Here is a 22,108-nt window from a genome sequence, read left to right as displayed (position 1 = left end):
CGGCCGCGCCGCGCTCCAGCAGCCCCGTCACCTCGTCGATCCGGTTGACGAAGGCGAACACCCGCACCTTGGAGAACTGGTCGTGCAGTGCCTGCACCAGCAGCATGGTGAAGTCGGAGAACCCGGACACCGAGCCCGACACATCGCACAGCAGCACGAGTTCGGGACGGACGGGGCGGCGCCGGCGCAGCACCGGCCGGATCGGCACGCCGCCGGTCGACAGCGAGCCGCGCAGGGTCCGCCGCAGATCGATGCTCCCCCGGGCGGCCCGCCGGCGCCGGGCGGCGAGCCGGGTGGCCAGCTTGCGGGCGAGCGGCCGCACCGTGCGGCGCAGTTCGGCGAGCCGGTCCTGCCCCGCGTACAGGAAGTCGATCCGGTCGGGGGTCGGCGCCACCGCCCGCCGGGCGATCTCGTCGCGCCCGCGCCGCTCGGCGACCCGGCGCCGCGCCTCCGCCGCGACCTGCCCGCGGAAGACCTCGATGCGCCGCCGGATCTCGTCGTCCAGCAGCCGGCCGGCGAACCCGGAGCCGCCGTCGCCCGCCCGCACCGTGTCCCGGACCCGGGCGAGCAGGGTCTGCGGGCGCAGCCGGTCGAGGGTCTGGTGCGCCGACCAGCCGTCCGAACCGGGTGAACCGCCGTATCCGCCGAAGCCGTCGACCGCCTCCGCCGCCAGCCGCTCCAGCAGCGTGACATCGCCCGCGGCGAGCGCCGCCGCGATGCGGTCGCGCAGCTCCTCCCGGTCGGCCGGGCCGTCCGCGTCGCCCTTCTCCGGCCCGCCGACGGCGCGCGGGAAGTACAGGTCGAAGACCGGGTCGAACACCCGCCGCTGGTCCGCGGTGTGCAGCAGGGTGGCGGCCAGCCCTTCCCGCAGCAGCTCCCGGTCGGTGAACCCCAGCGCCTCGACCGCCCGGGCCGCGTCCACCGTCTCACCGGTGCCGATCCGCACCCCGTGCCCGCGCAGCGCGGCCACGAAGCCGGCCAGCCGGGCCGCGACATCGGAGGCCGCCGCCGTCACACCGCGTCCAGGTCGAGCTTGGCGGCCGCCTTGAGGACGTCGTCCTGGTGCTTGAGCACCACTCCGAGGGTGTCGCGTACGACGGTCTCGTCGAGGGTGTGCGCGCCGAGCGCGAGCAGGGTGCGGGCCCAGTCGATGGTCTCGGCGACCGAGGGCACCTTCCGCAGGTCCATCGCCCGCAGCGCCCCCACCACGCGCACGACGGACTCCGCGAGCGCCGCGTCGATCCCCGGCACCTTCAGCCGGACGATCCGCCGCTCCAGCTCCTCCTCGGGGAAGCCGATGTGCAGGAAGAGACAGCGGCGGCGCAGCGCCTCGGACAGCTCCCGGGAGGCGTTGGACGTGAGGACGACGAAGGGGCGGCGGGTCGCGGTGATCGTGCCCAGTTCGGGGACGGTGACCTGGAAGTCGCTGAGCACCTCCAGCAGCAGGCCCTCCACCTCGACGTCCGCCTTGTCGGTCTCGTCGATCAGGAGCACCTTCGGGTCGTCGCCGCGGATCGCGGTGAGCAGCGGGCGCGGCAGCAGGAACTCCTCGGCGAAGATGTCCGTGCGGGTCTCGTCCCAGGTCTCGTCCCGTCCGGCGCTGATCCGCAGCAGCTGCTTGGCGTGGTTCCACTCGTACAGCGCCCGCGACTCGTCGACTCCCTCGTAGCACTGCAAACGCACCAGCCGTGCCCCCGCGACCTGGGCCACCGCCTTGGCCAGTTCGGTCTTGCCGACCCCGGCGGGCCCCTCGACGAGGAGCGGCTTGCCCAGGCGGTCGGCGAGGAAGACGGTGGTGGCGACCGACGGCGAGGCCAGGTAACCGGTCTCGGCGAGGCGGGCGGAGACGTCGTCGACGGAAGTGAACACCAGGGCCTCCAGATCGGCGTCGGTAACCGGCCACCTATCTAAGCGCTTGTTCACCGCACCTGTCACGCCTTCACGACCCTCCGCCTGCCGCACCGCCCGCGTCCGGCCGCGCCCTGCCCATCAGGCATGATCACGGGAATGACCGAACGACACGAAGGCGACCGGCTCGCCCGCTTGTGCGCGGAGCACCGCAACGCCCCCTACCCGCCGGGTTTCCGGGGCGTGGACATCGAAGGCGTGGAGCTGATCCTCCTCGACGTGGATGTCGCCGTCCTGGCCGAGCGGGAGCTCGACGGCCGGCTCGACGACGCGGGCGTCGCCATGCTCTGGCGGTGCATCGCGGGCCTGGACAAGGTCCTGCCACTGATCGGCGACGAGTACGGCGCGTCCTACTTCGCGAGACTGCGGGCGATGGCCGGCGACGCCGCGGCGCGCCATCTGCCGAGCGCCGTCTGAACCCGGCGGGCGCGGGACCGCGGCGGGAGCCGCCGGGCGCGCGGTGGGCCGCCTATCGCCCGCTCACCAGGACCACCTCCAGGGTGCGCGGCCCGTGCACGCCCTCCACCCGGTCCAGTTCGATGTCGCTGGTCGCCGACGGGCCGGAGATCCACGTCGACGGGCGCACCGGGTCAAGTCGTCCGAGGGCCTGCGGGACGGACGACACCACCTGGTCCGGGACCCGCACCACACAGATGTGGTGGTCCGGCACGAGCGTGATCCGGCGGCGCCCCTGGTCGGGGCCGCCGTCCAGCACGATCGTGCCGGTCTCGGCGATCGCCACCGCGCACGCCGTGACCACGCTGTCGACCCGGTCCAGCTCGTGGGGATCCGACTCCGCCCGGTCGGGGATCCGCTCGGCCCCGGCCGCGGCGAGCCAGCCCGGATCCAGACCGGGCGGCACCAGCACCGTCCGCGCGCCGCGCCCGGACAGCAACGCGGCGATCAGCGACGGCAGTTCGCCCGCCGCGCACCGGTGCACGATCGCCCGGTAGTCCGCGAGATTCTCGGCGAGCAGGTCCACCGTCTCGTCGACGGTGCGTCCGCCGTGCTCGCGCAGGTAGTCACGGACGACCGCCCGCTCGTAGGGGGTGTCGTCGCCCGGCACATCCGCCAGCGCGCGCCGCACCCGTCCCAGGATCCGTTCCCTGCTGCTCACTTCCCACCGGCCTCTCCACCGTGCGTACGCTGCCACCAGTCCCGGAACGGCTCCGCCGGCACCGGCGGCAGCTCCCGGGTCGCGCTCCATGCCCGGCCCGGCCCCGGCAGGGTGCGCGGGTGGAAGCGCCGGGTGCGGGACGCCAGCCGCTGGCCGGTGCGCAGTGCGCCCGGACGGCCGAACGCCCAGCGCGCCGCCCGCATCGCCGCCCGCTCGGCCGCGTGGCCCTTCGCGGGCCGCAGCACCACCTTGTTGCCCGCCCGGGTGACCGGGCCGCCCTGGACGACGCGCTCCCGCAGGTGCACCAGCACCTCGGGGATGTCGATGGCGACCGGGCACACCTCGTAGCAGGCGCCGCACAGCGACGACGCGTACGGCAGAGAGGCATCGATCTCGCTTCCCGTGCCGCGCAGTTGGGGGCTGAGGATGGCGCCGATCGGGCCGGGGTAGACCGAGCCGTAGGCGTGCCCGCCCGCCCGCTCGTACACCGGGCACACGTTCAGGCAGGCCGAGCAGCGGATGCAGCGCAGGGCCTGACGGCCGACCTCGTCGGCGAGGGTGTCGGTGCGGCCGTTGTCGAGCAGGACCAGGTGGAAGGTGCCCGGCCCGTCCTCGTCCGTGGTGCCGGTCCACATCGACGTGTACGGATTCATCCGCTCGGCCGTCGAGGAGCGGGGGAGCGTCTGCAGGAACACCTCCAGGTCCCGCCAGGCCGGCACGATCTTCTCGATGCCGACCACCGAGATCAGCGTCTCCGGCAGGGTCAGGCACATCCGCCCGTTGCCCTCGGACTCCACGACCACCAGCGTGCCGGTCTCCGCGACCATGAAGTTGGCGCCGGAGATGCCGACCTTGGCGCGCAGGAACTTCTCCCGCAGGTGCAGGCGCGCCGCCTCGGCGAGTTCGGCGGGGGTGTCGGTCAGGCCCTCCGGGGCGGGGCGGCCCCAGGCGGCCATCTCGTCGCGGAAGATGTCGCGGATCTCGCCGCGGTTGCGGTGGATGGCCGGGACCAGGATGTGCGACGGGCGGTCCTTGCCCAGCTGCACGATCAGCTCGGCGAGGTCGGTCTCGTAGGCGCGGATGCCCGCCGCCTCCAGGGCCTCGTTCAGCCCGATCTCCTGGGTGGCCATCGACTTGACCTTGACGACCTCCGACTCCCCGGTCGCCTTGACCAGTGCGGTGACGATCCGGTTGGCCTCCTCGGCGTCCGCGGCCCAGTGGACGACGCCCCCGGCGGCGGTGACCGACTCCTCCAGCCGCTCCAGGTAGGTGTCGAGGTGGCGCAGCGTGTGGTCCTTGATCCGCTTCCCGGCCTCGCGCAGCTCGGCCCAGTCCTCGACCTCGGCGACGGCCTTGGCCCGCTTGGCGCGGATCGTGTGGGTGGCGTGGCGCAGATTGCCGCGCAGGGTGGGATTGCCCACCGCCTCCCGCGCCGCCGCGGGGAAGGCCGGCATGCCGAGATACGTTCCGCTCATGCCAGGGGCTCCTCTTCCGTGCTCGCCAGGATCTCCGCGATGTGCACCGGGCGCATGCCGGACCGCAGCCGGCCCATGGTGCCGCCGATGTGCATCAGGCAGGAGTTGTCGGCCGCGCACAGCACCTCGGCGCCGGTCGACTCCGCGTTGCGCACCTTGTCGGCGCCCATCGCCGCGGAGACGTCGGCGTTCTTCAGCGCGAACGTGCCGCCGAAGCCGCAGCACTCCTCAGCGCCCGGCAGTTCCACCAGCTCCAGTCCCTTCACCGCCTCCAGCAGCCGCCGCGGCCGGTCGCCGAGGCCGAGTCCGCGCAGCCCGTGACAGGTGGGGTGGTAGGTCACCGTGTGCGGGTAGTACGCGCCGACGTCCGTCACCCCGAGCACGTCCACCAGGAACTCCGTCAGCTCGTACGTCCTCGGCACCACCGGCGCCAGCGTCGCGGCCAGCGACTCGCCGCGGCCCTCCGCCCGGGCCCGCTCGCCCATCCGCGGATACAGCTCCCGCACCATCGCCCCGCACGACCCGGACGGCGTCACGATCGCCTCGTACGGTCCGAAGACCTCGGCGAAATGCCGTGCCAGCGGCTCCGCCTCGTGCCGGTAGCCGGTGTTGTAGTGGGCCTGCCCGCAGCAGGTCTGCGCCATCGGGAAGTCGACCTCCACGCCCAGCCTGGTCAGCAGCTTCACCACGGCACGTCCGGTGTCCGGATAGAGCGTGTCGTTGACACAGGTCAGGAACAGAGCGACACGCATCGCGGCTCCTCGGGGTCGATCATCGGATGAGGGCAGGGTAGTGCGGGGGTCACGGGGAGGGCAGGAGGTCCGGCCCGGCACGTCGACGGGCCGGACCCCGGGACGGTCAGCGCGCGGCGAGCCGCTCCTGGGCCGCCCGCCAGCGGGCCGTGTCGCCGCGCGGCTCGTAGCGGGTCAGTGGCTGGGTGCGGGTGAGCAGCCGGCGCATGTCGGCGCGGTCGCCGACGAGTTCATGGGCGCGCGCCTGCACCAGCACGTTGCCGAGGGCCGCCGCCTCGGTCGGGCCCGCCACCACCGGCAGCCCGCAGGCGTCGGCGGTCAGCTGGCACAGCAGCGCGTTGCGCACGCCGCCGCCGACCACATGGACGACGTCGGCGCATGTTCCGGCGAGCCGCTGCGCGTCCTCGACCGCCCGCCGGTGGGCGAGAGCGAGGGAGTCGAGGATGCACCGGGTGATCTCGGCGGGCGTCTCGGGCACCGGCTGCCCCGACGCCCGGCAGGCCTCCGCGATCCGCTCCGGCATCCGCCCGGGCGCGAGGAACGCCGCGTCCCCCGCGTCGACGACGGACCGCAGCGTCGGTACGACGGCCGCCGCGCGCAGCAGCTCGCCCAGGTCCGGCTCGCCCCACGCCCGCACGCACTCCTGGAGCAGCCACAGCCCCATGATGTTCCGCAGGTAGCGGACCGTGCCGTCCAGCCCCAGTTCGTTGGTGAAGTTGGCGGCGCGGCTCTCCTCGGTCAGCACGGGCGCGGTCAGCTCCAGACCGGCGAGCGACCAGGTACCGGTGCAGATGTAGGCGAACCGCTCCCCGGTAGCCGGTACGGCCGCCACCGCGGAGGCGGTGTCGTGCGAGCCGACCGCGGTGACCGGAACCGGCCCGGTGAGCCCCGTCTCCTCCAGCACCTCGGTCCGCAGCACGCCCGCCGGGTCACCGGGCCGGCGCAGCGGCGCGAACAGGCTCAGGTCGATGCCGAGCCGCGCCGCCACGTCGTACGACCAGTCCCCGGTGCGGGGGTCGACGAGCTGGGTCGTGGAGGCGTTGGTCAGTTCGGTGCCCTGCTCGCCGGTGAGCCAGTACGCCATCAGGTCCGGGATCAGCAACAGCCGCTTGGCGTGCGCGAACTGCGCACACGAACGGGCGGCGGTGAGCTGGTAGAGGGTGTTGAACGGCGCGTACTGCAATCCGGTAGCCGCGTACAGCTCCGCGGCGGGCACCGTCGCCCACACCGACTCCGCGATGCCCTCGGTCCGGGTGTCCCGGTAGTGCACCGGGTTGCCGAGCAGCGCCCCGTCCGCGTCCAGCAGCCCGTAGTCGACGGCCCAGCTGTCGATGCCGACGGAGTCCAGCCGGCCGCCGGTGGCGGTACCCGCCGCCCGCAGCCCGTCGAGGATCCCCGAGTACAGCGCCAGCACGTCCCAGCGCAGCCCCTCCGGCAGCCGCACGGGCCGGTTGGGGAAGCGGTGCGCCTCGGTCAGCTCCAGTTCGTGCCGGCCGACGCGGCCGACCATGACGCGTCCGCTGGACGCGCCGAGGTCGACCGCGGCGTACGACTTCACGAGCGCGCTCACCGCAGGAAGGCGGCGGCGACGCCCGCGTCGACCGGGATGTGCAGACCGGTGGTGTGGCTGAGGTCCCCGCCGGTCAGCGCGAACACGGCGTTCGCCACGTGCTCCGGCAGCACCTCGCGCTTCAGCAGCGTCCGCTGGGCGTAGAACTCGCCCAGCTTCTCCTCCGGCACCCCGTACACGGCCGCGCGCTGGGCGCCCCAGCCGCCCGCGAAGATGCCCGAGCCGCGCACCACGCCGTCCGGGTTGACGCCGTTGACGCGGATGCCGTGCTCGCCCAGCTCGGCGGCGAGCAGCCGCACCTGGTGCGCCTGGTCGGCCTTGGTGGCGGAGTAGGCGATGTTGTTCGGGCCGGCGAACACGGCGTTCTTGCTGGCGATGTAGACGATGTCGCCGCCCAGCCCCTGCGCGGTCATCACCCGGGCCGCCTCCCGCGAGACCAGGAAGGAGCCGCGGGCCATGATGTCGTGCTGGAGGTCCCAGTCCTTCGCGGAGGTCTCCAGCAGCGGCTTGGAGATGGAGATCCCGGCGTTGTTGACGACGAGGTCCACGCCGCCGAAGGCCAGCACCGCCGCCTTGAACGCTTCGGCGATCTGCTCCTCGGAGGTCACGTCGACGGTCACGGCGACCGCCTTGTCCGGCCCGCCCAGCTCCTTCGCGACCGCCGCCGCGTTGTCCGCGTTCAGGTCCGCGACGACGACACACGCGCCCTCGGCGACCAGCCGGTGCGCGATCGCCCGCCCGATCCCGCTGCCCGCGCCGGTCACCAGCGCCACCCGGGTGGCCAGCGCCTTCGGCTTCGGCATCCGCTGGAGCTTGGCCTCCTCCAGCGCCCAGTACTCGATCCGGAACTTCTCCGACTCCTCGATCGGCGCGTACGCCGACACCGCCTCGGCGCCGCGCATCACGTTGATGGCGTTGACGTAGAACTCGCCCGCCACCCGCGCGGTCTGCTTGTCCTTGCCGAAGCTGAACATGCCGACGCCCGGGACCAGCACGATCGCCGGGTCGGCGCCGCGCATCGCGGGGGAACCGGGCTCGGCGTGCCGCTCGTAGTAGGCGGCGTACTCCTCGCGGTACGCCGCGTGCAGCTCGCGCAGCCGCGCGATCGCCTCGTCCAGCGGGGCGGTCGGCGGCAGGTCGAGGACCAGCGGACGGACCTTCGTCCGCAGGAAGTGGTCGGGGCAGGAGGTGCCGAGCGCGGCGAGCCGCGGATGCTCGGCCCGCGCCAGGAAGTCCAGCACCACGTCACTGTCGTCGAAGTGCCCGACCTGCGGCCGGTCCTGCGAGGCGACGGCACGCACGTACGGTGCCAGCGCCGCCGCCCGCTCCCGCCGCTCCGCCTCGCCCAGCGGCTCGTACCCCTCGACCACGGGCCCGAACGGCTCGGCCTTCCCCCGCTCGGCGAGGAACGTCTCGGCGGTGCGGATGATGTGCAGCGAGTTGCGTTCGCACTCCTCGGCGGTGGCACCCCACGCCGTGATCCCGTGCCCGCCCAGGACGCACCCGATGGCCTGCGGGTTCGCCTCCTTCACCGCGGCGATGTCCAGTCCGAGCTGGAACCCGGGCCGCCGCCACGGCACCCACACCACGCTGTCCCCGAAACACTCGGCGGTCAGCTTCTCCCCGTCGGCGGCACAGGCGAGCGCGATCCCGGAGTCCGGGTGCAGATGGTCGACGTGCGCGGCGTCGACGAGCCCGTGCATCGCGGTGTCGATGGAGGGCGCCGCCCCGCCCTTGCCGTGCAGGCAGTAGTCGAACGCGGCGACCATCTCGTCCTCGCGCTCGACACCCGGATACACGTCGACGAGTGCCCGCAGCCGGTCCAGCCGCAGCACGGCGAGCCCCGCCTCGGTGAGCGTGCCGAGATCACCCCCGGAGCCCTTCACCCACATCAGCTCCACTTCACCCCCCGTCACGGGATCGGTGTCGGTGCCCTTCGCGGAGGCGTTGCCGCCGGCGTAGTTGGTGTTCCGGGGATCGGATCCGAGCCGATGCGATCGGGCGAGCAGAGCGGCGGCTTGGGGATGAGGAGCCATGACTGTCCAGTCCTTTTCAACGGAGGGTGACGGCGACGCGCTCAGGGGCGCGGGGAACTGCGCGACCGGCCACTTGCGGCCCGCAGTCCGAAGACGACAGAACCCGGCAGACGCTCACGCCCCCCAACCGGCCTGCTGCCCGCCGACCCGCTCCGCGGCGATCTTCTCGGCCCACCCCGACGCCCGGTACGCGGCGATCGGGTCCTCGGCGAGCCCCATCTCCGACCGCACCTCCCGCAGCAATGGCCGCACATCGGTGTTGTACGCGTCCATGAGCACCGCGTTGGCCTCCAGCACGTCACCGGCCCGCTGGGCGGCGGCGAGGGCGTCGCGGTCGACGAGCAGCGCCTTCGCCGTCGCCTCCTGCACGTTCATCACCGACCGGATGATCGCCGGGATCTTCGCCTCGATGTTGTGGCACTGGTCGAGCATGAAGGCCACGTCGGGGGTGAATCCGCCGCCGCGGATCACCTCGTACATGATCCGGAACAGCTGGAACGGATCCGCCGCCCCCACCATGAGGTCGTCGTCGGCGTAGAACCGCGAGTTGAAGTCGAACCCGCCGAGCTTCCCCTCGCGCAGCAGCGTGGCCACGATGAACTCGATGTTGGTGCCCGGCGCGTGGTGCCCGGTGTCGACCACGACCTGCGCCTTCGGGCCCAGCTTCAGGCAGTGGGCGTACGCCGTGCCCCAGTCCGGGACGTCCGTCGTGTAGAACGCCGGCTCGAAGAACTTGTACTCCAGCAGCATCCGCTGCCCCTCGCCGAGCCGCTCGTAGACCTCCGCGAGGCCCTCGGCGAGCCGGTCCTGGCGGGCGCGGATGTCGTCCTGGCCGGGGTAGTTCGTGCCGTCGGCGAACCACAGCTTCAGATCGGCGGAGCCCGTGGCGTCCATGATGTCGACGCACTCCAGCAGGTGGTCGACGGCCTTGCGGCGCACCGCGGCGTCCGGGTGGCAGATGCTGCCCAGCTTGTAGTCGTCGTCCTGGAAGGTGTTGGAGTTGATCGCGCCCAGTCTCAGCCCGCGTTCCGCGGCGTGCTCGGCGAGCGCCGCGTAGTCGTCGACCTTGTCCCAGGGGATGTGCAGGGCGACGGTCGGCGCGACTCCGGTGAACTCGTGCACCTTGGCCGCGTCGTCCAGCTTCTCGCGCGGATCGCGGGGCACGCCCGCCTGCGCGAACACCTTGAAGCGGGTCCCGGAGTTCCCGTACGCCCATGACGGCGTCTCGACGGCCTGGGTCTTCAGCGCGGCTTTCACCGCGGCGACATCGGTCACTGCTGGGCTCCTACCGATTCAATGAAACGATTCAGAACGGCAAGCTATGAGTCGCCCGAAGGGGTGTCAAGCGCTCTGACCAACCCGGCTCTCTGTGACCTCGCGGTGACCTTTGACTATCGAAACTTTTTCGACACGGACCCATTGACGTGACATGGCTGCCCCGCCTAACGTCCCGGCAACCCAGTTGAAACCTTTCACGACGCACCGCGTCGTCGAGGAGTTCCCCATGACCCACCCGTCCGACCCGGGGCAGATCCCGGTGCTGGCGCTCCAGGGCATCTCCAAGTCCTTCGGCGCCGTACGCGCCCTGCGGGAGGTGTCCCTGGAGCTGTTCCCCGGCGAGGTCCACGCCCTCGCCGGGGAGAACGGCGCGGGCAAGTCGACCCTCATCAAGACGCTCGCCGGAGTGCACCGTCCGGACGCCGGCCAGGTGCTGCTCGACGGCGCGCCCGTCGTCTTCCACGGCCCCGGTGACGCCCGCGACGCCGGGATCGCCGTGATCTACCAGGAACCCACGCTCTTCCCCGACCTGTCGATCGCCGAGAACATCTTCATGAGCCGCCGGCCCAGACGCACCCTCGGCCGGATCGACCACAAGGCCACCCACGCCGCGACCGCCGCCCTGATGCGGCGCCTCGGCGTCGACCTCGACCCCGACCGCCCCGCCCGCGGACTGTCCATCGCCGACCAGCAGATCGTGGAGATCGCCAAGGCACTCTCCTTCGACGCGCGCGTCCTGATCATGGACGAGCCGACCGCCGCGCTCACCGGCAGCGAGGTCGCCCGCCTCTTCGGCGTGGTGCGCACCCTGCGGGAACAGGGCGCCGCGGTCCTCTTCATCTCCCACCGGCTGGAGGAGATCTTCGAGATCTGCCAGAAGGTGACCACCCTGCGCGACGGCGCCTGGATCGGCAGCGAATCCCTCGCCGGGATGACCGAGGACGACCTGGTCCGCCGGATGGTCGGCCGCGACCTCGACGAGCTGTACCCGAAGCAGGACGTGGCGCCGGGCGAGGTGGCGCTGAGTGTCCGCCGGCTCACCCGTGAGGGCGTCTTCACCGACGTCTCCTTCGAGGTGCGGCGCGGGGAGATCGTCGGCCTCGCCGGACTCGTCGGCGCCGGACGCACGGAGGTCGCCCGCGCCGTCTTCGGCGTCGACCGCTGGGACGCGGGCGAGGTCACCGTGGACGGCAGGCCCCTGGCGAACGGCGCCCCGTCCACCGCCATGGCCGCCGGACTCGCCCTCGTTCCCGAGGACCGCCGCGCCCAGGGCCTGGTGATGAACATGTCCATCGAGCGCAACATCGGCCTCACGGGTCTTCGTACGACCGTCAGGGCGGGCCTCGTGGACCGCGGCGCCGAACGCAGCCGCTCCCTCGACTGGGCGGTGAAGCTCCAGGTGAAGTACGCCCGGATCGCCGACGCCGTGTCCACGCTCTCCGGCGGCAACCAGCAGAAGGTCGTCCTCGCCAAGTGGCTGGCCACCCGCCCCAAGGTGCTGATCGTCGACGAGCCCACCCGCGGCATCGACGTCGGCACCAAGGCCGAGGTGCACCGGCTGCTCAGCGAGCTGGCCGCGGACGGCGTGGCCGTCCTGATGATCTCCTCCGACCTGCCCGAGATCCTCGGCATGGCCGACCGCGTGCTGGTGATGCACGAGGGCCGGCTGACCGCCGAGATCCCGCGCTCCGACGCCACCGAGGAAACCGTGATGGCCGCAGCCACGGGGAGGGCGGCAGCGTGACCGCCACCGCCCCTCAGCAAGCCCCCGCACCGGACGTGTCCGAGCCGGACGGCACCCGACTGGTCGACCGCGTCCTCAGGATGCGCGAACTCGCCATCCTGGCCGTCTTCCTGGTGATGATCGCCGTGACCCAGGCCGGCAACAGCGAGTTCCTGTCCGAACAGGGCATCAAGGACCTGCTGCTGAACGCGACCATCCTGGTCCTGGTCGCCACCGGCCAGTCCCTGGTCGTCATCACCCGCAACGTCGATCTGTCCGTCGGCTCGACGCTCGGCATCAGCGCCTTCGCCGCCGGCACCTGCCTCCAGGGCGGCGGCAGCTCCGTCGTCGCCGTCCTCCTCGCCGTCCTGACGGGCGTCGGCTTCGGCCTCCTCAACGGCCTGCTCGTCAGCCTCGGCCAGGTCCCCGCGCTGGTCGTCACCCTCGGCACGCTCTACGTCATCCGCGGCATCGACTCCATCTGGGTCGGCTCCCGCCAGATCACCGCGGCCGACCTGCCCGGCGGTTTCGTGGACTTCGGCTCCGGCGGCATCTTCGCCGTGCCGTACCTCGCGCTGATCGCCCTCGCGGTGCTGGTCGCGACCGGGTACTACCTCAAGCACTACGGAAGCGGCCGGGAGCTGTACGCGCTCGGCTCCAACCCCGAGGCCGCCCGGCTCGCCGGCATCCCCGTGCGCAAGCGGATCCTGGCCGCCTACACCTTCTGCGGGGCGCTCGCCGGACTCGCCGGAGCCCTCTACCTGGCCCGCTTCGGCAACGTCGACTCCGGCACCGGCAACGGCTACGAACTCACCGTGGTCAGCGCGGTCGTCGTCGGCGGTGTCGTCTTCACCGGCGGCTCCGGCAGCGTCTACGGCGCCGCGCTCGGCGCGCTGCTGCTGACCTCCGTCAACAGCGTGCTGCCCGCCCTCGGCGTCAGCTCCGTCTGGGTGCTCGCGATCAACGGCATCCTGCTCATCCTCGCCATCGCGGTCGACCGGATCGTGGCGCTGCGGGTGGCCTCGGCCCTGAAGAAGAGGAACGTCCGCCATGCCTGAGTCCCTGACGCGCGCGGTGCGGTGGTCCGCCTTGAAGAGGTGGGACTCGGCCGTCGGCGCCCTGCTGATCGTCCTGCTGCTGTTCTCGTTCACCTTCGTCGACGGCTTCGGCAACGCGCTGAACCTGTCGTTCCTGATCGGCAACACGCTGCCCATCGCGCTGATCGCGCTGCCGATGACGCTGCTCGTCGTCTCCGGCGAGATCGATCTCTCCGTCGCCTCCACCGCCGGGCTGTCCGGCGCCGTGATGGGCGCCCTGTGGAACCAGGGCATGGCCATCGAGACGATCATTCCGCTGTGCCTGCTGCTCGGCGTGGTCTGCGGCCTCGTCAACGGCCTGCTCGTCACCAGGCTGGGGCTGCCGTCCCTCGCCGTCACCATCGGCACCCTCGCCGCCTACCGGGGCATCGCGCAGATCGTGCTGGGCTCCGACGCGGTGACCGACCTCCCCGCCCAGTACCTGGACTTCGCGTCCGGGCGCATCGGCGACACGTTCCTCCCGTACGCCTTCCTGCCCTTCCTGGTGCTGCTGGCCATCGCCGTGGTGGCGCTGCACGCCACACCGTTCGGGCGGTCCCTGTTCGCGATCGGCGCGAGCGAGGAGGCGGCGCGGTTCACGGGCCTGCGCGTGAAGCGGCAGAAGCTGATCCTATTCACCGTGACCGGGCTGATGGCCTCGCTCACCGGGGTGTTCTGGGCTCTGCACTACGCCAGTGCGCGCTATGACAACGCAACCGGGCTGGAACTCTCCGTCGTGGCCGCGGTGCTGCTCGGCGGAATCGACTTCGACGGGGGCAAGGGGACGCTCGGCGGGGCGATCGCGGGTGTCTTCCTGCTCGGTGCGCTGCAGAACGTGATGAGTCTCCAGGACGTGTCGGCGCAGTCGCAGATCGTCGTCACCGGTGTGCTGCTGGTGCTGTCCGTGCTCGGGCCGCGGGTGGCGCGGCAGATCGCCGTCGTGCGTGCGCAGTCCACCGGCCAGCCGGCCGTCCCGGGCTGATCGCGCAGTTCCCCCGCGCCCCTGAAAGAACGTCCACTTCCCCCCCGTCGAAAGGAACCTGCCATGCGCAAGTCGTCCCTCCGCCGCGGCTGTGCCGCTCTCGCCGCCGTCACCTCGCTCGCCCTCGCGGTCACCGCCTGCGGCGGTACCACCAAGGAGGACGTGAAGAACGAGGGCGGGCAGGCCGCCGCCGCCGGCAAGGCCGATCCGAACGCCGAGCTGAAGAAGGGCCTCACCGTCGGCTTCCTGCCCAAGCAGGTCAACAACCCGTACTTCACCACCGCCGACAAGGGCGGCGAGAAGGCGCTGAAGGAACTCGGGTCCGGCTACAAGGAGGTCGGGCCGTCCAGCGCCACCGACACCTCCAGCCAGGTCTCGTACGTCAACACCCTCACCCAGCAGCAGGTCGACGCCATGGCCGTCTCCGCGCAGGACCCGGGCGCCCTGTGCACCGCGCTCAAGCAGGCCATGAGCAACGACATCGAGGTCGTCACCTACGACTCGGACACCAAGCCCGACTGCCGCAACGCCTTCGTCTCACAGGCGTCCGCCGAGGACCTGGGCCGCACCGAGGTGCAGCTGCTCGCCGAGCAGATCGGCTACAAGGGCGAGATCGCGATCCTGTCCGCCGCGCAGACCGCCACCAACCAGAACACCTGGATCGAGTTCATGAAGGACGAACTCGAGGACCCCAAGTACAAGGACATGAAGCTCGTCGAGATCGCCTACGGCAACGACGACGCCCAGCAGTCCTTCCAGCAGACCCAGGGCCTGCTCCAGGAGTACCCGAACCTGAAGGGGATCATCTCCCCGACCACCGTCGGCATCAAGGCCGCCGCCCAGTACCTGTCGGGCTCCAAGTACAAGGGCAAGGTCAAGCTGACCGGTCTGGGCACCCCCAACGACATGCGCAAGTACGTCAAGAACGGCACCGTCGAGGCGTTCGAGCTGTGGGACCCGGCCAAGCTGGGCGAACTGGCCGCGCGCACCGCCGTCGCGCTGGCCTCCGGGCAGATCACCGGCAAGGAGGGCGAGACCTTCACCGCCGGACCGATGGGCGAGTTCACCATCGGCGAGGACGGCGTGATCAGTCTCGGCAAGCCGACCGTCTTCGACGCGGAGAACATCGACGACTTCGCCTTCTGATCCCCCTCACCCACCAGGAGTGGTAATGCAGCGCGTCTGTTTCCTGCTCAAGGTCCGCCAGGACAAGATCGCCGAGTACCGCCGACGTCACGCCGCCGTGTGGCCGGAGATGCTCGACGCGCTCTCGGCCACCGGCTGGCACAACTACTCGCTCTTCCTGCGCGACGACGGCCTGCTCGTCGGCTACCTGGAGACCGAGGACTTCGCGGCAGCCCTCGCCGGAATGGAGGCCACGGACGTCAACGCCCGCTGGCAGGCGGAGATGGCCCCCTTCTTCGAGTCCCTCGACGGCGCCCGTCCCGACGAGGCGATGAAGCCGCTCACCGAGGTCTTCCACCTCGCCTGACCCGGAGGGTTCCCATGAGAAGACGTACCGTGCTCGCCACCGCCCTGGCGGCCGCGGCGGCCCCCGGCGTCGCGCGGGCCGCCGCGCCCGGCCCCTCGGTCACCCGCACGGGCACCACCACCCTCGACGGCCGGGCGATCTACTTCGTCTCCTACGACGGCCTGGTCAACAACAACTCGTTCCAGAAGAACGGGCTGCTGACCTACAAGGGATACCAGTACGCGGTCTGGTACACCGCCGACCGCAACGCCGTCATCGGGCGCCGCGCCCTCGGCGCGAGCACCTGGCAGACGGTCAAGGCCGGCCACACCCTGCGCTACGACGACTCCCACAACGTCATCTCCATGGGCGTCTCCGAGATCGACGGCCGGCTGCACCTCAACATGGACTCGCACAGCGACGGCTTCACCTACGTCAAGTCCGTCGCCGGACTCATGGACGACCCGGCGGGCCTCAGCTGGACGGCGAGCCGCTTCGGGGCGCCGCAGTCCACACTCGACGGGCTCGCCCTCACCTCCCGGTTCACCTACCCGCAGTTCATCACCACCCCCGAGGGCAGGCTCCAGCTCAGCTACCGCGCCGGCGTCTCCGGCAACGGCCGCAACGCCCTCGCCGAGTACGACGGCACTCGGTGGACGGCGCTGGGGGAGTGGACCAGCTCCACGGGCACGTACCGCAGTGAGCACGGCTCCTCCACCGCCCGCAACATGTACCTGCACGGCATCGACTACGACCGGGGCGGCCGGCTGCACGCCTTCTTCACCTGGCGGGAGCAGGACGGCGCGGTGATGTGCGCGAGCGGCGGCATCACCAACCACGACACCGGCTACGTCTGGTCCGACGACCGCGGGCGCACCTGGCGGAACGACGCGGGCACGGTCGTCGGTGTCACCGGCGGCGCCGACCGGGTCTCCGTGACCGACACCGGTCTGGTCGTGGATCCGCTGAACCCCGATCATTCCCTGATGAACCAGGAGAGTCAGTTCACCGACTCCGCGGGCCGGCCGCACGCGATCATCTCCTACGTGCCCGGCCGCTTCGGCCAGTGCACCACCGGCTACGTCGCGGACCGCACCGCCAACGGCCGCGCCTTCCACGTCCGCAAAATCGCCACCGGCGGCTGGCGGAAGACCGAGATCCCCGTCCCGCTCGACTCCAGCCAGCGCACCAGGCTGATCCTCGACAGGTACGACAACGCGTACGCGGTCCTCCCGTACGGCAGGATCGCCGGAGCCTCCGCGGCCTCCGGCCACACCGACTGGAAACTGCTGTACGACGCGGCGGGACTGAACGCGTTCGGCGAGGTGGTCGTCGACGAGACCCGCATCGCGCAGGACGGCGTGCTGTCCGTGATGTACCAGGAGAAGTCCAGCGGTACGACCCCGTCGGCGCTGCGCGTCGCGGACTTCCGCCTGCCCGTGTGACCAAGGTCGCTCCGGGGCGGCAGGACGGTAGTGTGAAGGCCTTCCCGCCGCCCCTCGTCTCCCTGGAGGTCCCTGCCTGATGGCCCAGTCGGTGGGTATCAAGGACGTCGCCCGCGCCGCCGGAGTCTCCGTGGGCACGGTGTCGAACGTCATCAACCGTCCGGACACGGTCGCCACCGAGACCCGGGCGCGCGTGCTGTCCGCGATCGACCGGCTCGGCTACGTCCGCAGCGAGTCAGCGCGACAGTTGCGCGCGGGCCGCAGCCGCATCATGGGGCTGCTCGTGCTCGACATGGGCAACCCCTTCTTCGTCGACGTGGCGCGCGGTGCCGAGCGCGCCGCCCGCGAGGCCGGGCTCGGCGTGATGGTCTGCAACAGCGCCCAGAACCCGGGCGAGGAGGCCGAGTACCTGTCGCTCTTCGCCGAGCAGCGGGTGCGCGGCGTCCTGCTCACCCCGGCCGACGCGACCGGGCGGAACATCGCCGCCTTCCGCCGGCACGGCATCCCCTTCGTGCTGGTCGACCGGGTCGCCGAGGGCACCACCGAGTGCTCCGTCTCCGTCGACGACGTGGCGGGCGGCGCGCTCGCCGTACGGCACCTCGTCGACGCCGGGCACCGGGCCATCGCCTACGTCAGCGGGCCGCCCGGCCTCAACCAGGTGCGCGACCGCCGCACCGGAGCGCTGGGCGCGCTCGCCGAGGCGGGCCTCGGCCCGGAGGCGCTGCGGGAACTGCCCACCGAACGGCTCGACGTCGCCGCGGGCCGGGACGCCGGCGCCCGCCTGCTCGGCCTCGCCGACCGGCCGACCGCCGTGTTCTGCGCCAACGACCTGCTCGCCCTCGGCGTGCTGCAGGCCATGTACGCGGCCGGGGTCGGCGTCCCCGACGACCTCGCCATCGTCGGCTACGACGACATCGAGTTCGCCGCCGCCGCGGCCGTCCCGCTCACCTCGGTCCGGCAGCCCGCCGTCACCCTCGGCGCGCTCGCCGCCGAGCTGCTGCTGGAGGAGACCGAGTCGGACACGGCGAGCCGTCCCCACGAACACCGCCGGGTGGTCCTCCAGCCGGAGCTGGTGGTCCGCCGCTCCAGCCTGGCGGGCCGCTGAACGGCCGTTCAGCAACCGTTCATGATCCCCGGCCCCGCCGGGCGGCCGGACATGTGCTGAACTGGGACGCGATCCGCACCCGCCGTCCGCACCGGGAGACCCGTTGAGCGCCAGTTACCGCCAGCCCGGCGTCGTCCTCACCGACCGCCGCTTCACCGTTCCCCTCGACCACGCCGACCCGGCGGGAGAGACGATCGAGCTGTACGCGCGCGAGGTCGTCGCCGGTGACAAGGCCCACCAGGAACTGCCCTGGCTGCTCTACCTCCAGGGCGGCCCCGGCTTCGGCGCCAACCGGTTCGTCGGCCGGCAGGCCTGGCTCGGCCGCGCCCTGAAGGAGTTCCGCGTCCTGCTGCTCGACCAGCGGGGCACCGGCCACTCCACCCCCGCCAACCGGCAGACCCTCCCGCTGCGCGGCGGGCCCGCGGCCCAGGCCGACTACCTGGCGCACTTCCGCGCGGACGCGATCGTCCGGGACTGCGAGCTGGTGCGCCGCGAGGTGACCGGCGGCGCCCCCTGGACCGTCCTCGGCCAGAGCTTCGGCGGTTTCTGCACGGTGAACTACCTGTCCACCGCTCCCGAGGGCCTGACCGCCGCCCTCATCACCGGCGGACTGCCCTCCCTGGACGCCCACGCCGACGACGTCTACCGCGCCGCCTACCCGCGCATCGAGCGCAAGGTCACCGCGCACTACGCCCGCTACCCGCAGGACGTCGAGCGGGCCCGCCGGATCGCCGACCACCTGCTGAGCCGCGACGTGGTCCTGCCGAACGGCTACCGGCTGACCGTCGAGGCCTTCCAGTCCCTGGGCATCCTCCTCGGCGGCAGCGAGGGCAGCCACCGCCTCCACTTCCTGCTGGAGGAGGCCTTCGTCCGCACCCCGCACGGACCGGAGCTCTCCGACGCCTTCCAGGAGGAGACGCAGGCCCTGCTGTCGTACGCCGGGCACCCCCTGTACGCCCTCGTTCACGAGGCGATCTACGGCCAGGACGAGCGCCCCACCGCCTGGGCCGCCGAGCGGGTCCGCGCCGAGTTCCCCCAGTTCGACGCCGCCAAGGCGCTCGCGGGCGACGGGCCGCTGCTGTTCACCGGCGAGTGCGTCCACCCCTGGATGTTCGAGACCGACCCGGCGCTTCGCCCGCTGCGCGAGACCGCCGAACTCCTCGCCGCCCGCACCGGCTGGCCGCGCCTGTACGACCCGGCCCGCCTCGCCGTCAACGAGGTCCCCGTCGCCGCGGCCGTCTACCACGACGACATGTACGTCGACACCGCCCACTCCCTGGAGACGGCCCGCGCGATCCGCGGCCTGCGCACCTGGGTGACCGACGAGTTCGAGCACGACGGGGTCCGGGCGGGCGGCCCGCGCGTCCTGGACCGCCTGCTGGCGCTGACCCGGGACGAGGCGTGAGCGACGGCGCTACCCTGCGATCATGACCGAACTCACCGAACTCCGGCCCATGCCCGAGGACTGGCACCGCGCCCTCGCGGTCGTCGCGCACCCGGACGACCTGGAGTACGGCTGCTCCGCGGCCATCGCCCAGTGGACCGAGGCCGGCCGCGAGGTGGCGTACGTGCTGGCCACCCGCGGCGAGGCGGGTATCGACACACTGCACCCCGCGGACGCGGCGCCGCTGCGCGAGCGGGAGCAGCGGGCGAGCGCGGCGGTCGTCGGGGTGTCCGCGGTGGAGTTCCTGGACCACCGGGACGGAGTCGTCGAGTACGGCACCGCGCTGCGCCGGGACATCGCCGCCGCGATCCGCCGGCACCGGCCCGAACTGGTGATCACCCTCAACCACCGGGACACCTGGGGCGGTGTCGCCTGGAACACCCCGGACCATGTGGCCGTCGGCCGCGCCACCCTGGACGCCGCCGCCGACGCGGGGAACCGCTGGATCTTCCCGGAGCTGGTGGAGCAAGGCCTGGAGCCGTGGGACGGGGTGCGCTGGGTCGCCGTCGCCGGTTCCGCCACCCCCACCCACGCCGTGGCCGCGACCGAGGCGGGCCTGGAGGCGGCGGTGCGCTCGCTGCTGGAACACCGCGCGTACATCGAGGCCCTGACCGACCAGGACCCGGAGACCTACGTCCGGGAGTTCCTGGCCTCGGCCACCGGGGCGGCGGGGGAGCGGTTCGGCGGGTGGCCCGCGGTGGCGTTCGAGCTGTTCACCCGCTGACCGGACGCCTGCCGCCCCCCGATTAGGCTGGGGCGCATGCGTGATCACCAAGGCGACCTGACCGAGCTGCGCGGCGACTGCGCCAACTGCTTCGGGCTGTGCTGTGTCGCTCTGCCCTTCGCCGCCTCGGCGGACTTCGCCCTGGACAAGCCGGCCGGCAGGCCCTGCCCCAACCTCCGGGACGACCACCGGTGCGGCATCCACGACCGTCTGCGCACCAAGGGCTTCACCGGCTGCACGGTCTACGACTGCTTCGGCGCGGGGCAGAAGGTCTCGCAGGTCGTCTTCGGCGGCGAGGACTGGCGCGGCGGCTCCCGGGAGCACTCCCGCCGGATGTTCGACGTCTTCCCGGTCGTCCGCCAGCTCCACGAGCTGCTCTGGTACCTCACGGAGGCCCTGACGCTGCCCGCCGCCCGTCCGCTCCGTGCCGAGCTGGACCGGGCCCGGGAGCGCACCGAGGCACTGACCCGGCAGACACCCGGGGAGATCGCGGCGCTCGACGTCGCCGCGCACCGGCAGGAGGTCAACGTCCTGCTGCTGAAGACCAGCGAGCTGGCCAGGGCGGGCATCCGCGGGCGGAAGAAGGACCGCCGGGGCGCGGATCTGATGGGCGCCCGGCTCAAGGGCGCCGATCTGCGCGGCGCGAATCTGCGCGGTGCCTGGCTGATCGCCGCGGACCTCACCGGTGCGGATCTGCGGGGAGCGGACCTGATCGGCGCCGACCTGCGGGACGCCGATCTCACCGACGCCGACCTGACCGGCGCCTTCTTCCTGACCCAGCCCCAGGTGAACGCCGCGCGGGGCGGCCCGGGCACCCGGCTGCCGGAGTCGGTGGCGCGCCCGGCGCACTGGACCGGGGCGGGCTGAGCGCCGCCTGCGCGCGGACCCACGAGTGATCCGGCATTCGCCGGATGTGGTTGGCGTACACCCTGATCTCCGATAGGTTAGGTGAGCCTTACCTAAGGAGGATTCGGATGGGTGACGGGATGGCAGGCGGTCACGTCTGGGCGGCCACGCCCGCCGCGGCGGAACGGGCCCGGTCGGTGCTGGCCGCCGCCTGGTCGTGCGCGGTGGCCACGGAAGGCGTCCGCGAGGAGCTGATCGGCGCGCACACCGTGACGGAGGACGGGAGGCTCGTCCTGCGCGTGCCCGACGACAGCGCCCTGCTCGCCGCCGCGATCTGCGCGCCGCGCGGCGAGCCGTCCGCCGTCCTGGAGTTCGCCGACGTGGCGCCCGTGCCGCTGCGCAACCGGATCCGCACCCGGCTGTGGCTCTCCGGCTGGTTCACCGTCGAGCAGGGCGGCCTCGCCTTCCACCCCAGCCGTGTGGTGCTGCACAGACCCGCCGGTGCGGAGGTGATCGGTGTCGACGAGTTCGCCGCCGCCGCGCCCGACCCGCTGGCCACGGCCGAGGCCCGGCTGCTGACCCACCTCGCCGATGCCCACCCCGACGCCGTCGAACGGCTCACCCGCCTGGTCGAGCCGGGCAGCCTGCACGGCGCCCTGCGGGTCCAGCCGCTCGCCGTCGACCGGCACGGGCTGACCCTGCGCATCGAACGCCGCCGCACCCACGGCGACGTCCGCCTGGCCTTCCACCGGCCCGCCGACGACGTCGCGCAGCTCACCGAGCGGATGCACGTGCTGCTCTCCCAGGCGAGCACGGCCGGCTGCCCACGCGCCCTACAGCGGCAGCGCGCAGACGGCGACGGGTGAGGCGAACGGCTCGCCCGCGAGCCGCAGCGCGCCGCTCCCGCGGTCCACGTGGAAGACGCTGACGGTTCCGGAGCGCTGGTTCGCCGCGAACAGCAGCCGCCCGTCCGGGGAGAAGGCGATCTGCCGGGGGAAGTCGCCGGCCACCGGCACCGTCCCCAGCAGGCGCAGCCGGGCACCGTCCTGCTCCACCGCGTACCGGGCCAGGCTGTTGTGCCCCCGGTTGGCGAGATAGGCGTAGCGTCCGTCCGCGGTCACCAGGATCTGGGCCGGATAGTTGGTGACCCCGCTCC

21 protein-coding genes are annotated in these 22,108 nt (G+C 72.3%); 12 read left to right on the top strand and 9 right to left on the bottom strand.

From position 1 onward, the window contains the following. Both CCN42_RS30570 and CCN42_RS30565 read right to left on the bottom strand, forming a co-directional pair. A partial coding sequence (locus CCN42_RS30570) for a VWA domain-containing protein (protein WP_086740488.1) occupies window positions 1-1,015 on the bottom strand: 1,015 nt, incomplete at its 3' end. Then, entirely contained in the window at window positions 1,012-1,869 is an 858-nt protein-coding gene (locus CCN42_RS30565) for an AAA family ATPase (protein ID WP_086740486.1), read from the bottom strand. The genes CCN42_RS30565 and CCN42_RS30570, both read right to left, overlap by 4 nt. 138 nt (window positions 1,870-2,007) lie before the next feature. On the opposite strand from CCN42_RS30565, the gene CCN42_RS30560 reads away from it, so the two are divergent. Then, window positions 2,008-2,325 (top strand): hypothetical protein, encoded by a 318-nt coding sequence (locus CCN42_RS30560; protein ID WP_086740485.1) that lies wholly within the window; start codon window positions 2,008-2,010, stop codon window positions 2,323-2,325. Window positions 2,326-2,377: 52 nt separating this feature from the next. On the opposite strand, the gene CCN42_RS30555 is transcribed toward CCN42_RS30560, so the two are convergent. From CCN42_RS30555 to rhaI, 6 genes are all read right to left on the bottom strand, one after another. After that, window positions 2,378-3,025, bottom strand: a complete 648-nt coding sequence (locus CCN42_RS30555; RefSeq protein ID WP_086740483.1) for a LutC/YkgG family protein — start codon at window positions 3,023-3,025, stop codon at window positions 2,378-2,380. After that, a complete protein-coding gene (locus tag CCN42_RS30550) occupies window positions 3,022-4,500 on the bottom strand; it encodes a LutB/LldF family L-lactate oxidation iron-sulfur protein (RefSeq protein ID WP_086740481.1) in 1,479 nt (492 codons plus the stop codon). The genes CCN42_RS30555 and CCN42_RS30550 overlap by 4 nt, the downstream gene beginning before the upstream one ends. After that, window positions 4,497-5,252, bottom strand: coding sequence for a (Fe-S)-binding protein (locus CCN42_RS30545; RefSeq protein ID WP_086740479.1), 756 nt, complete (start codon window positions 5,250-5,252; stop codon window positions 4,497-4,499). The genes CCN42_RS30550 and CCN42_RS30545 overlap by 4 nt, the downstream gene beginning before the upstream one ends. A gap of 106 nt (window positions 5,253-5,358) precedes the next feature. After that, a complete protein-coding gene (locus CCN42_RS30540; RefSeq protein ID WP_086171408.1) occupies window positions 5,359-6,810 on the bottom strand; it encodes a rhamnulokinase in 1,452 nt (483 codons plus the stop codon). 8 nt (window positions 6,811-6,818) lie between these two features. Next, window positions 6,819-8,858 carry a bifunctional aldolase/short-chain dehydrogenase gene (locus CCN42_RS30535; RefSeq protein WP_086740478.1) on the bottom strand — a complete coding sequence of 680 codons (2,040 nt, stop codon included), beginning with the start codon at window positions 8,856-8,858 and terminating at the stop codon, window positions 6,819-6,821. 114 nt (window positions 8,859-8,972) lie between these two features. Then, complete coding sequence (gene rhaI / locus CCN42_RS30530; protein WP_086740476.1) at window positions 8,973-10,133, bottom strand: L-rhamnose isomerase; 1,161 nt, start codon at window positions 10,131-10,133, stop codon at window positions 8,973-8,975. Window positions 10,134-10,362: 229 nt separating this feature from the next. Between rhaI and CCN42_RS30525 the strand changes: the two genes are divergently transcribed. The 11 genes from CCN42_RS30525 to CCN42_RS30475 all read left to right on the top strand — a co-directional run bounded on the left by CCN42_RS30525 (window position 10,363) and on the right by CCN42_RS30475 (window position 21,818). Further along, window positions 10,363-11,880 carry a sugar ABC transporter ATP-binding protein gene (locus CCN42_RS30525; RefSeq protein ID WP_086740475.1) on the top strand — a complete coding sequence of 506 codons (1,518 nt, stop codon included), beginning with the start codon at window positions 10,363-10,365 and terminating at the stop codon, window positions 11,878-11,880. Next, window positions 11,877-12,917, top strand: a complete 1,041-nt coding sequence (locus tag CCN42_RS30520) for an ABC transporter permease (protein ID WP_086740473.1) — start codon at window positions 11,877-11,879, stop codon at window positions 12,915-12,917. The genes CCN42_RS30525 and CCN42_RS30520 overlap by 4 nt, the downstream gene beginning before the upstream one ends. After that, window positions 12,910-13,917 (top strand): ABC transporter permease, encoded by a 1,008-nt coding sequence (locus tag CCN42_RS30515; protein ID WP_086740471.1) that lies wholly within the window; start codon window positions 12,910-12,912, stop codon window positions 13,915-13,917. The genes CCN42_RS30520 and CCN42_RS30515 overlap by 8 nt, the downstream gene beginning before the upstream one ends. Window positions 13,918-13,980: 63 nt before the next feature. After that, the gene (gene rhaS, locus CCN42_RS30510) at window positions 13,981-15,063 is read left to right on the top strand and encodes a rhamnose ABC transporter substrate-binding protein (RefSeq protein ID WP_086740470.1); all 1,083 of its coding nucleotides are present in this window, start codon (window positions 13,981-13,983) and stop codon (window positions 15,061-15,063) included. Between the two features lie 25 nt (window positions 15,064-15,088). Beyond that, on the top strand, window positions 15,089-15,409 hold the full coding sequence (locus tag CCN42_RS30505; protein ID WP_086171413.1) for an L-rhamnose mutarotase: 321 nt from the start codon (window positions 15,089-15,091) through the stop codon (window positions 15,407-15,409). 14 nt (window positions 15,410-15,423) lie between these two features. Continuing rightward, complete coding sequence (locus CCN42_RS30500) at window positions 15,424-16,833, top strand: BNR repeat-containing protein (RefSeq protein WP_086740468.1); 1,410 nt, start codon at window positions 15,424-15,426, stop codon at window positions 16,831-16,833. Between the two features lie 79 nt (window positions 16,834-16,912). Continuing rightward, a complete protein-coding gene (locus CCN42_RS30495) occupies window positions 16,913-17,938 on the top strand; it encodes a LacI family DNA-binding transcriptional regulator (RefSeq protein WP_086740466.1) in 1,026 nt (341 codons plus the stop codon). A gap of 103 nt (window positions 17,939-18,041) precedes the next feature. Next, window positions 18,042-19,343, top strand: coding sequence for an alpha/beta fold hydrolase (locus CCN42_RS30490; RefSeq protein WP_086740465.1), 1,302 nt, complete (start codon window positions 18,042-18,044; stop codon window positions 19,341-19,343). A gap of 22 nt (window positions 19,344-19,365) precedes the next feature. Further along, window positions 19,366-20,106 (top strand): PIG-L deacetylase family protein, encoded by a 741-nt coding sequence (locus CCN42_RS30485; protein ID WP_086740463.1) that lies wholly within the window; start codon window positions 19,366-19,368, stop codon window positions 20,104-20,106. A gap of 36 nt (window positions 20,107-20,142) precedes the next feature. Further along, the gene (locus CCN42_RS30480) at window positions 20,143-20,973 is read left to right on the top strand and encodes a pentapeptide repeat-containing protein (RefSeq protein WP_086740461.1); all 831 of its coding nucleotides are present in this window, start codon (window positions 20,143-20,145) and stop codon (window positions 20,971-20,973) included. A gap of 107 nt (window positions 20,974-21,080) precedes the next feature. Further along, window positions 21,081-21,818 carry a DUF2470 domain-containing protein gene (locus CCN42_RS30475; RefSeq protein WP_211294827.1) on the top strand — a complete coding sequence of 246 codons (738 nt, stop codon included), beginning with the start codon at window positions 21,081-21,083 and terminating at the stop codon, window positions 21,816-21,818. On the opposite strand, the gene CCN42_RS30470 is transcribed toward CCN42_RS30475, so the two are convergent. Next, a partial coding sequence (locus CCN42_RS30470; RefSeq protein WP_143662061.1) for a lactonase family protein occupies window positions 21,786-22,108 on the bottom strand: 323 nt, incomplete at its 5' end. The genes CCN42_RS30475 and CCN42_RS30470 overlap by 33 nt on opposite strands.

The sequence above is a fragment of the Streptomyces glaucescens genome (assembly GCF_002154375.1).
GTDB lineage: Bacteria > Actinomycetota > Actinomycetes > Streptomycetales > Streptomycetaceae > Streptomyces > Streptomyces glaucescens.
The sequence above is the reverse complement of the archived record's forward strand: the minus strand, read 5'-3'. Positions and strand labels throughout refer to the sequence as shown.

Bases quoted from the DNA above. Each gene is read 5' to 3' on its own strand.
- CCN42_RS30560 (WP_086740485.1), top strand. From the start codon at position 2,008: ATGACCGAACGACACGAAGGCGACCGGCTCGCCCGCTTGTGCGCGGAG.
- CCN42_RS30550 (WP_086740481.1), bottom strand. From the start codon at position 4,500: ATGAGCGGAACGTATCTCGGCATGCCGGCCTTCCCCGCGGCGGCGCGG.
- CCN42_RS30545 (WP_086740479.1), bottom strand. From the start codon at position 5,252: ATGCGTGTCGCTCTGTTCCTGACCTGTGTCAACGACACGCTCTATCCG.
- CCN42_RS30535 (WP_086740478.1), bottom strand. From the start codon at position 8,858: ATGGCTCCTCATCCCCAAGCCGCCGCTCTGCTCGCCCGATCGCATCGG.
- CCN42_RS30525 (WP_086740475.1), top strand. From the start codon at position 10,363: ATGACCCACCCGTCCGACCCGGGGCAGATCCCGGTGCTGGCGCTCCAG.
- CCN42_RS30515 (WP_086740471.1), top strand. From the start codon at position 12,910: ATGCCTGAGTCCCTGACGCGCGCGGTGCGGTGGTCCGCCTTGAAGAGG.
- rhaS (WP_086740470.1), top strand. From the start codon at position 13,981: ATGCGCAAGTCGTCCCTCCGCCGCGGCTGTGCCGCTCTCGCCGCCGTC.
- CCN42_RS30505 (WP_086171413.1), top strand. From the start codon at position 15,089: ATGCAGCGCGTCTGTTTCCTGCTCAAGGTCCGCCAGGACAAGATCGCC.
- CCN42_RS30500 (WP_086740468.1), top strand. From the start codon at position 15,424: ATGAGAAGACGTACCGTGCTCGCCACCGCCCTGGCGGCCGCGGCGGCC.
- CCN42_RS30495 (WP_086740466.1), top strand. From the start codon at position 16,913: ATGGCCCAGTCGGTGGGTATCAAGGACGTCGCCCGCGCCGCCGGAGTC.
- CCN42_RS30485 (WP_086740463.1), top strand. From the start codon at position 19,366: ATGACCGAACTCACCGAACTCCGGCCCATGCCCGAGGACTGGCACCGC.
- CCN42_RS30480 (WP_086740461.1), top strand. From the start codon at position 20,143: ATGCGTGATCACCAAGGCGACCTGACCGAGCTGCGCGGCGACTGCGCC.
- CCN42_RS30475 (WP_211294827.1), top strand. From the start codon at position 21,081: ATGGGTGACGGGATGGCAGGCGGTCACGTCTGGGCGGCCACGCCCGCC.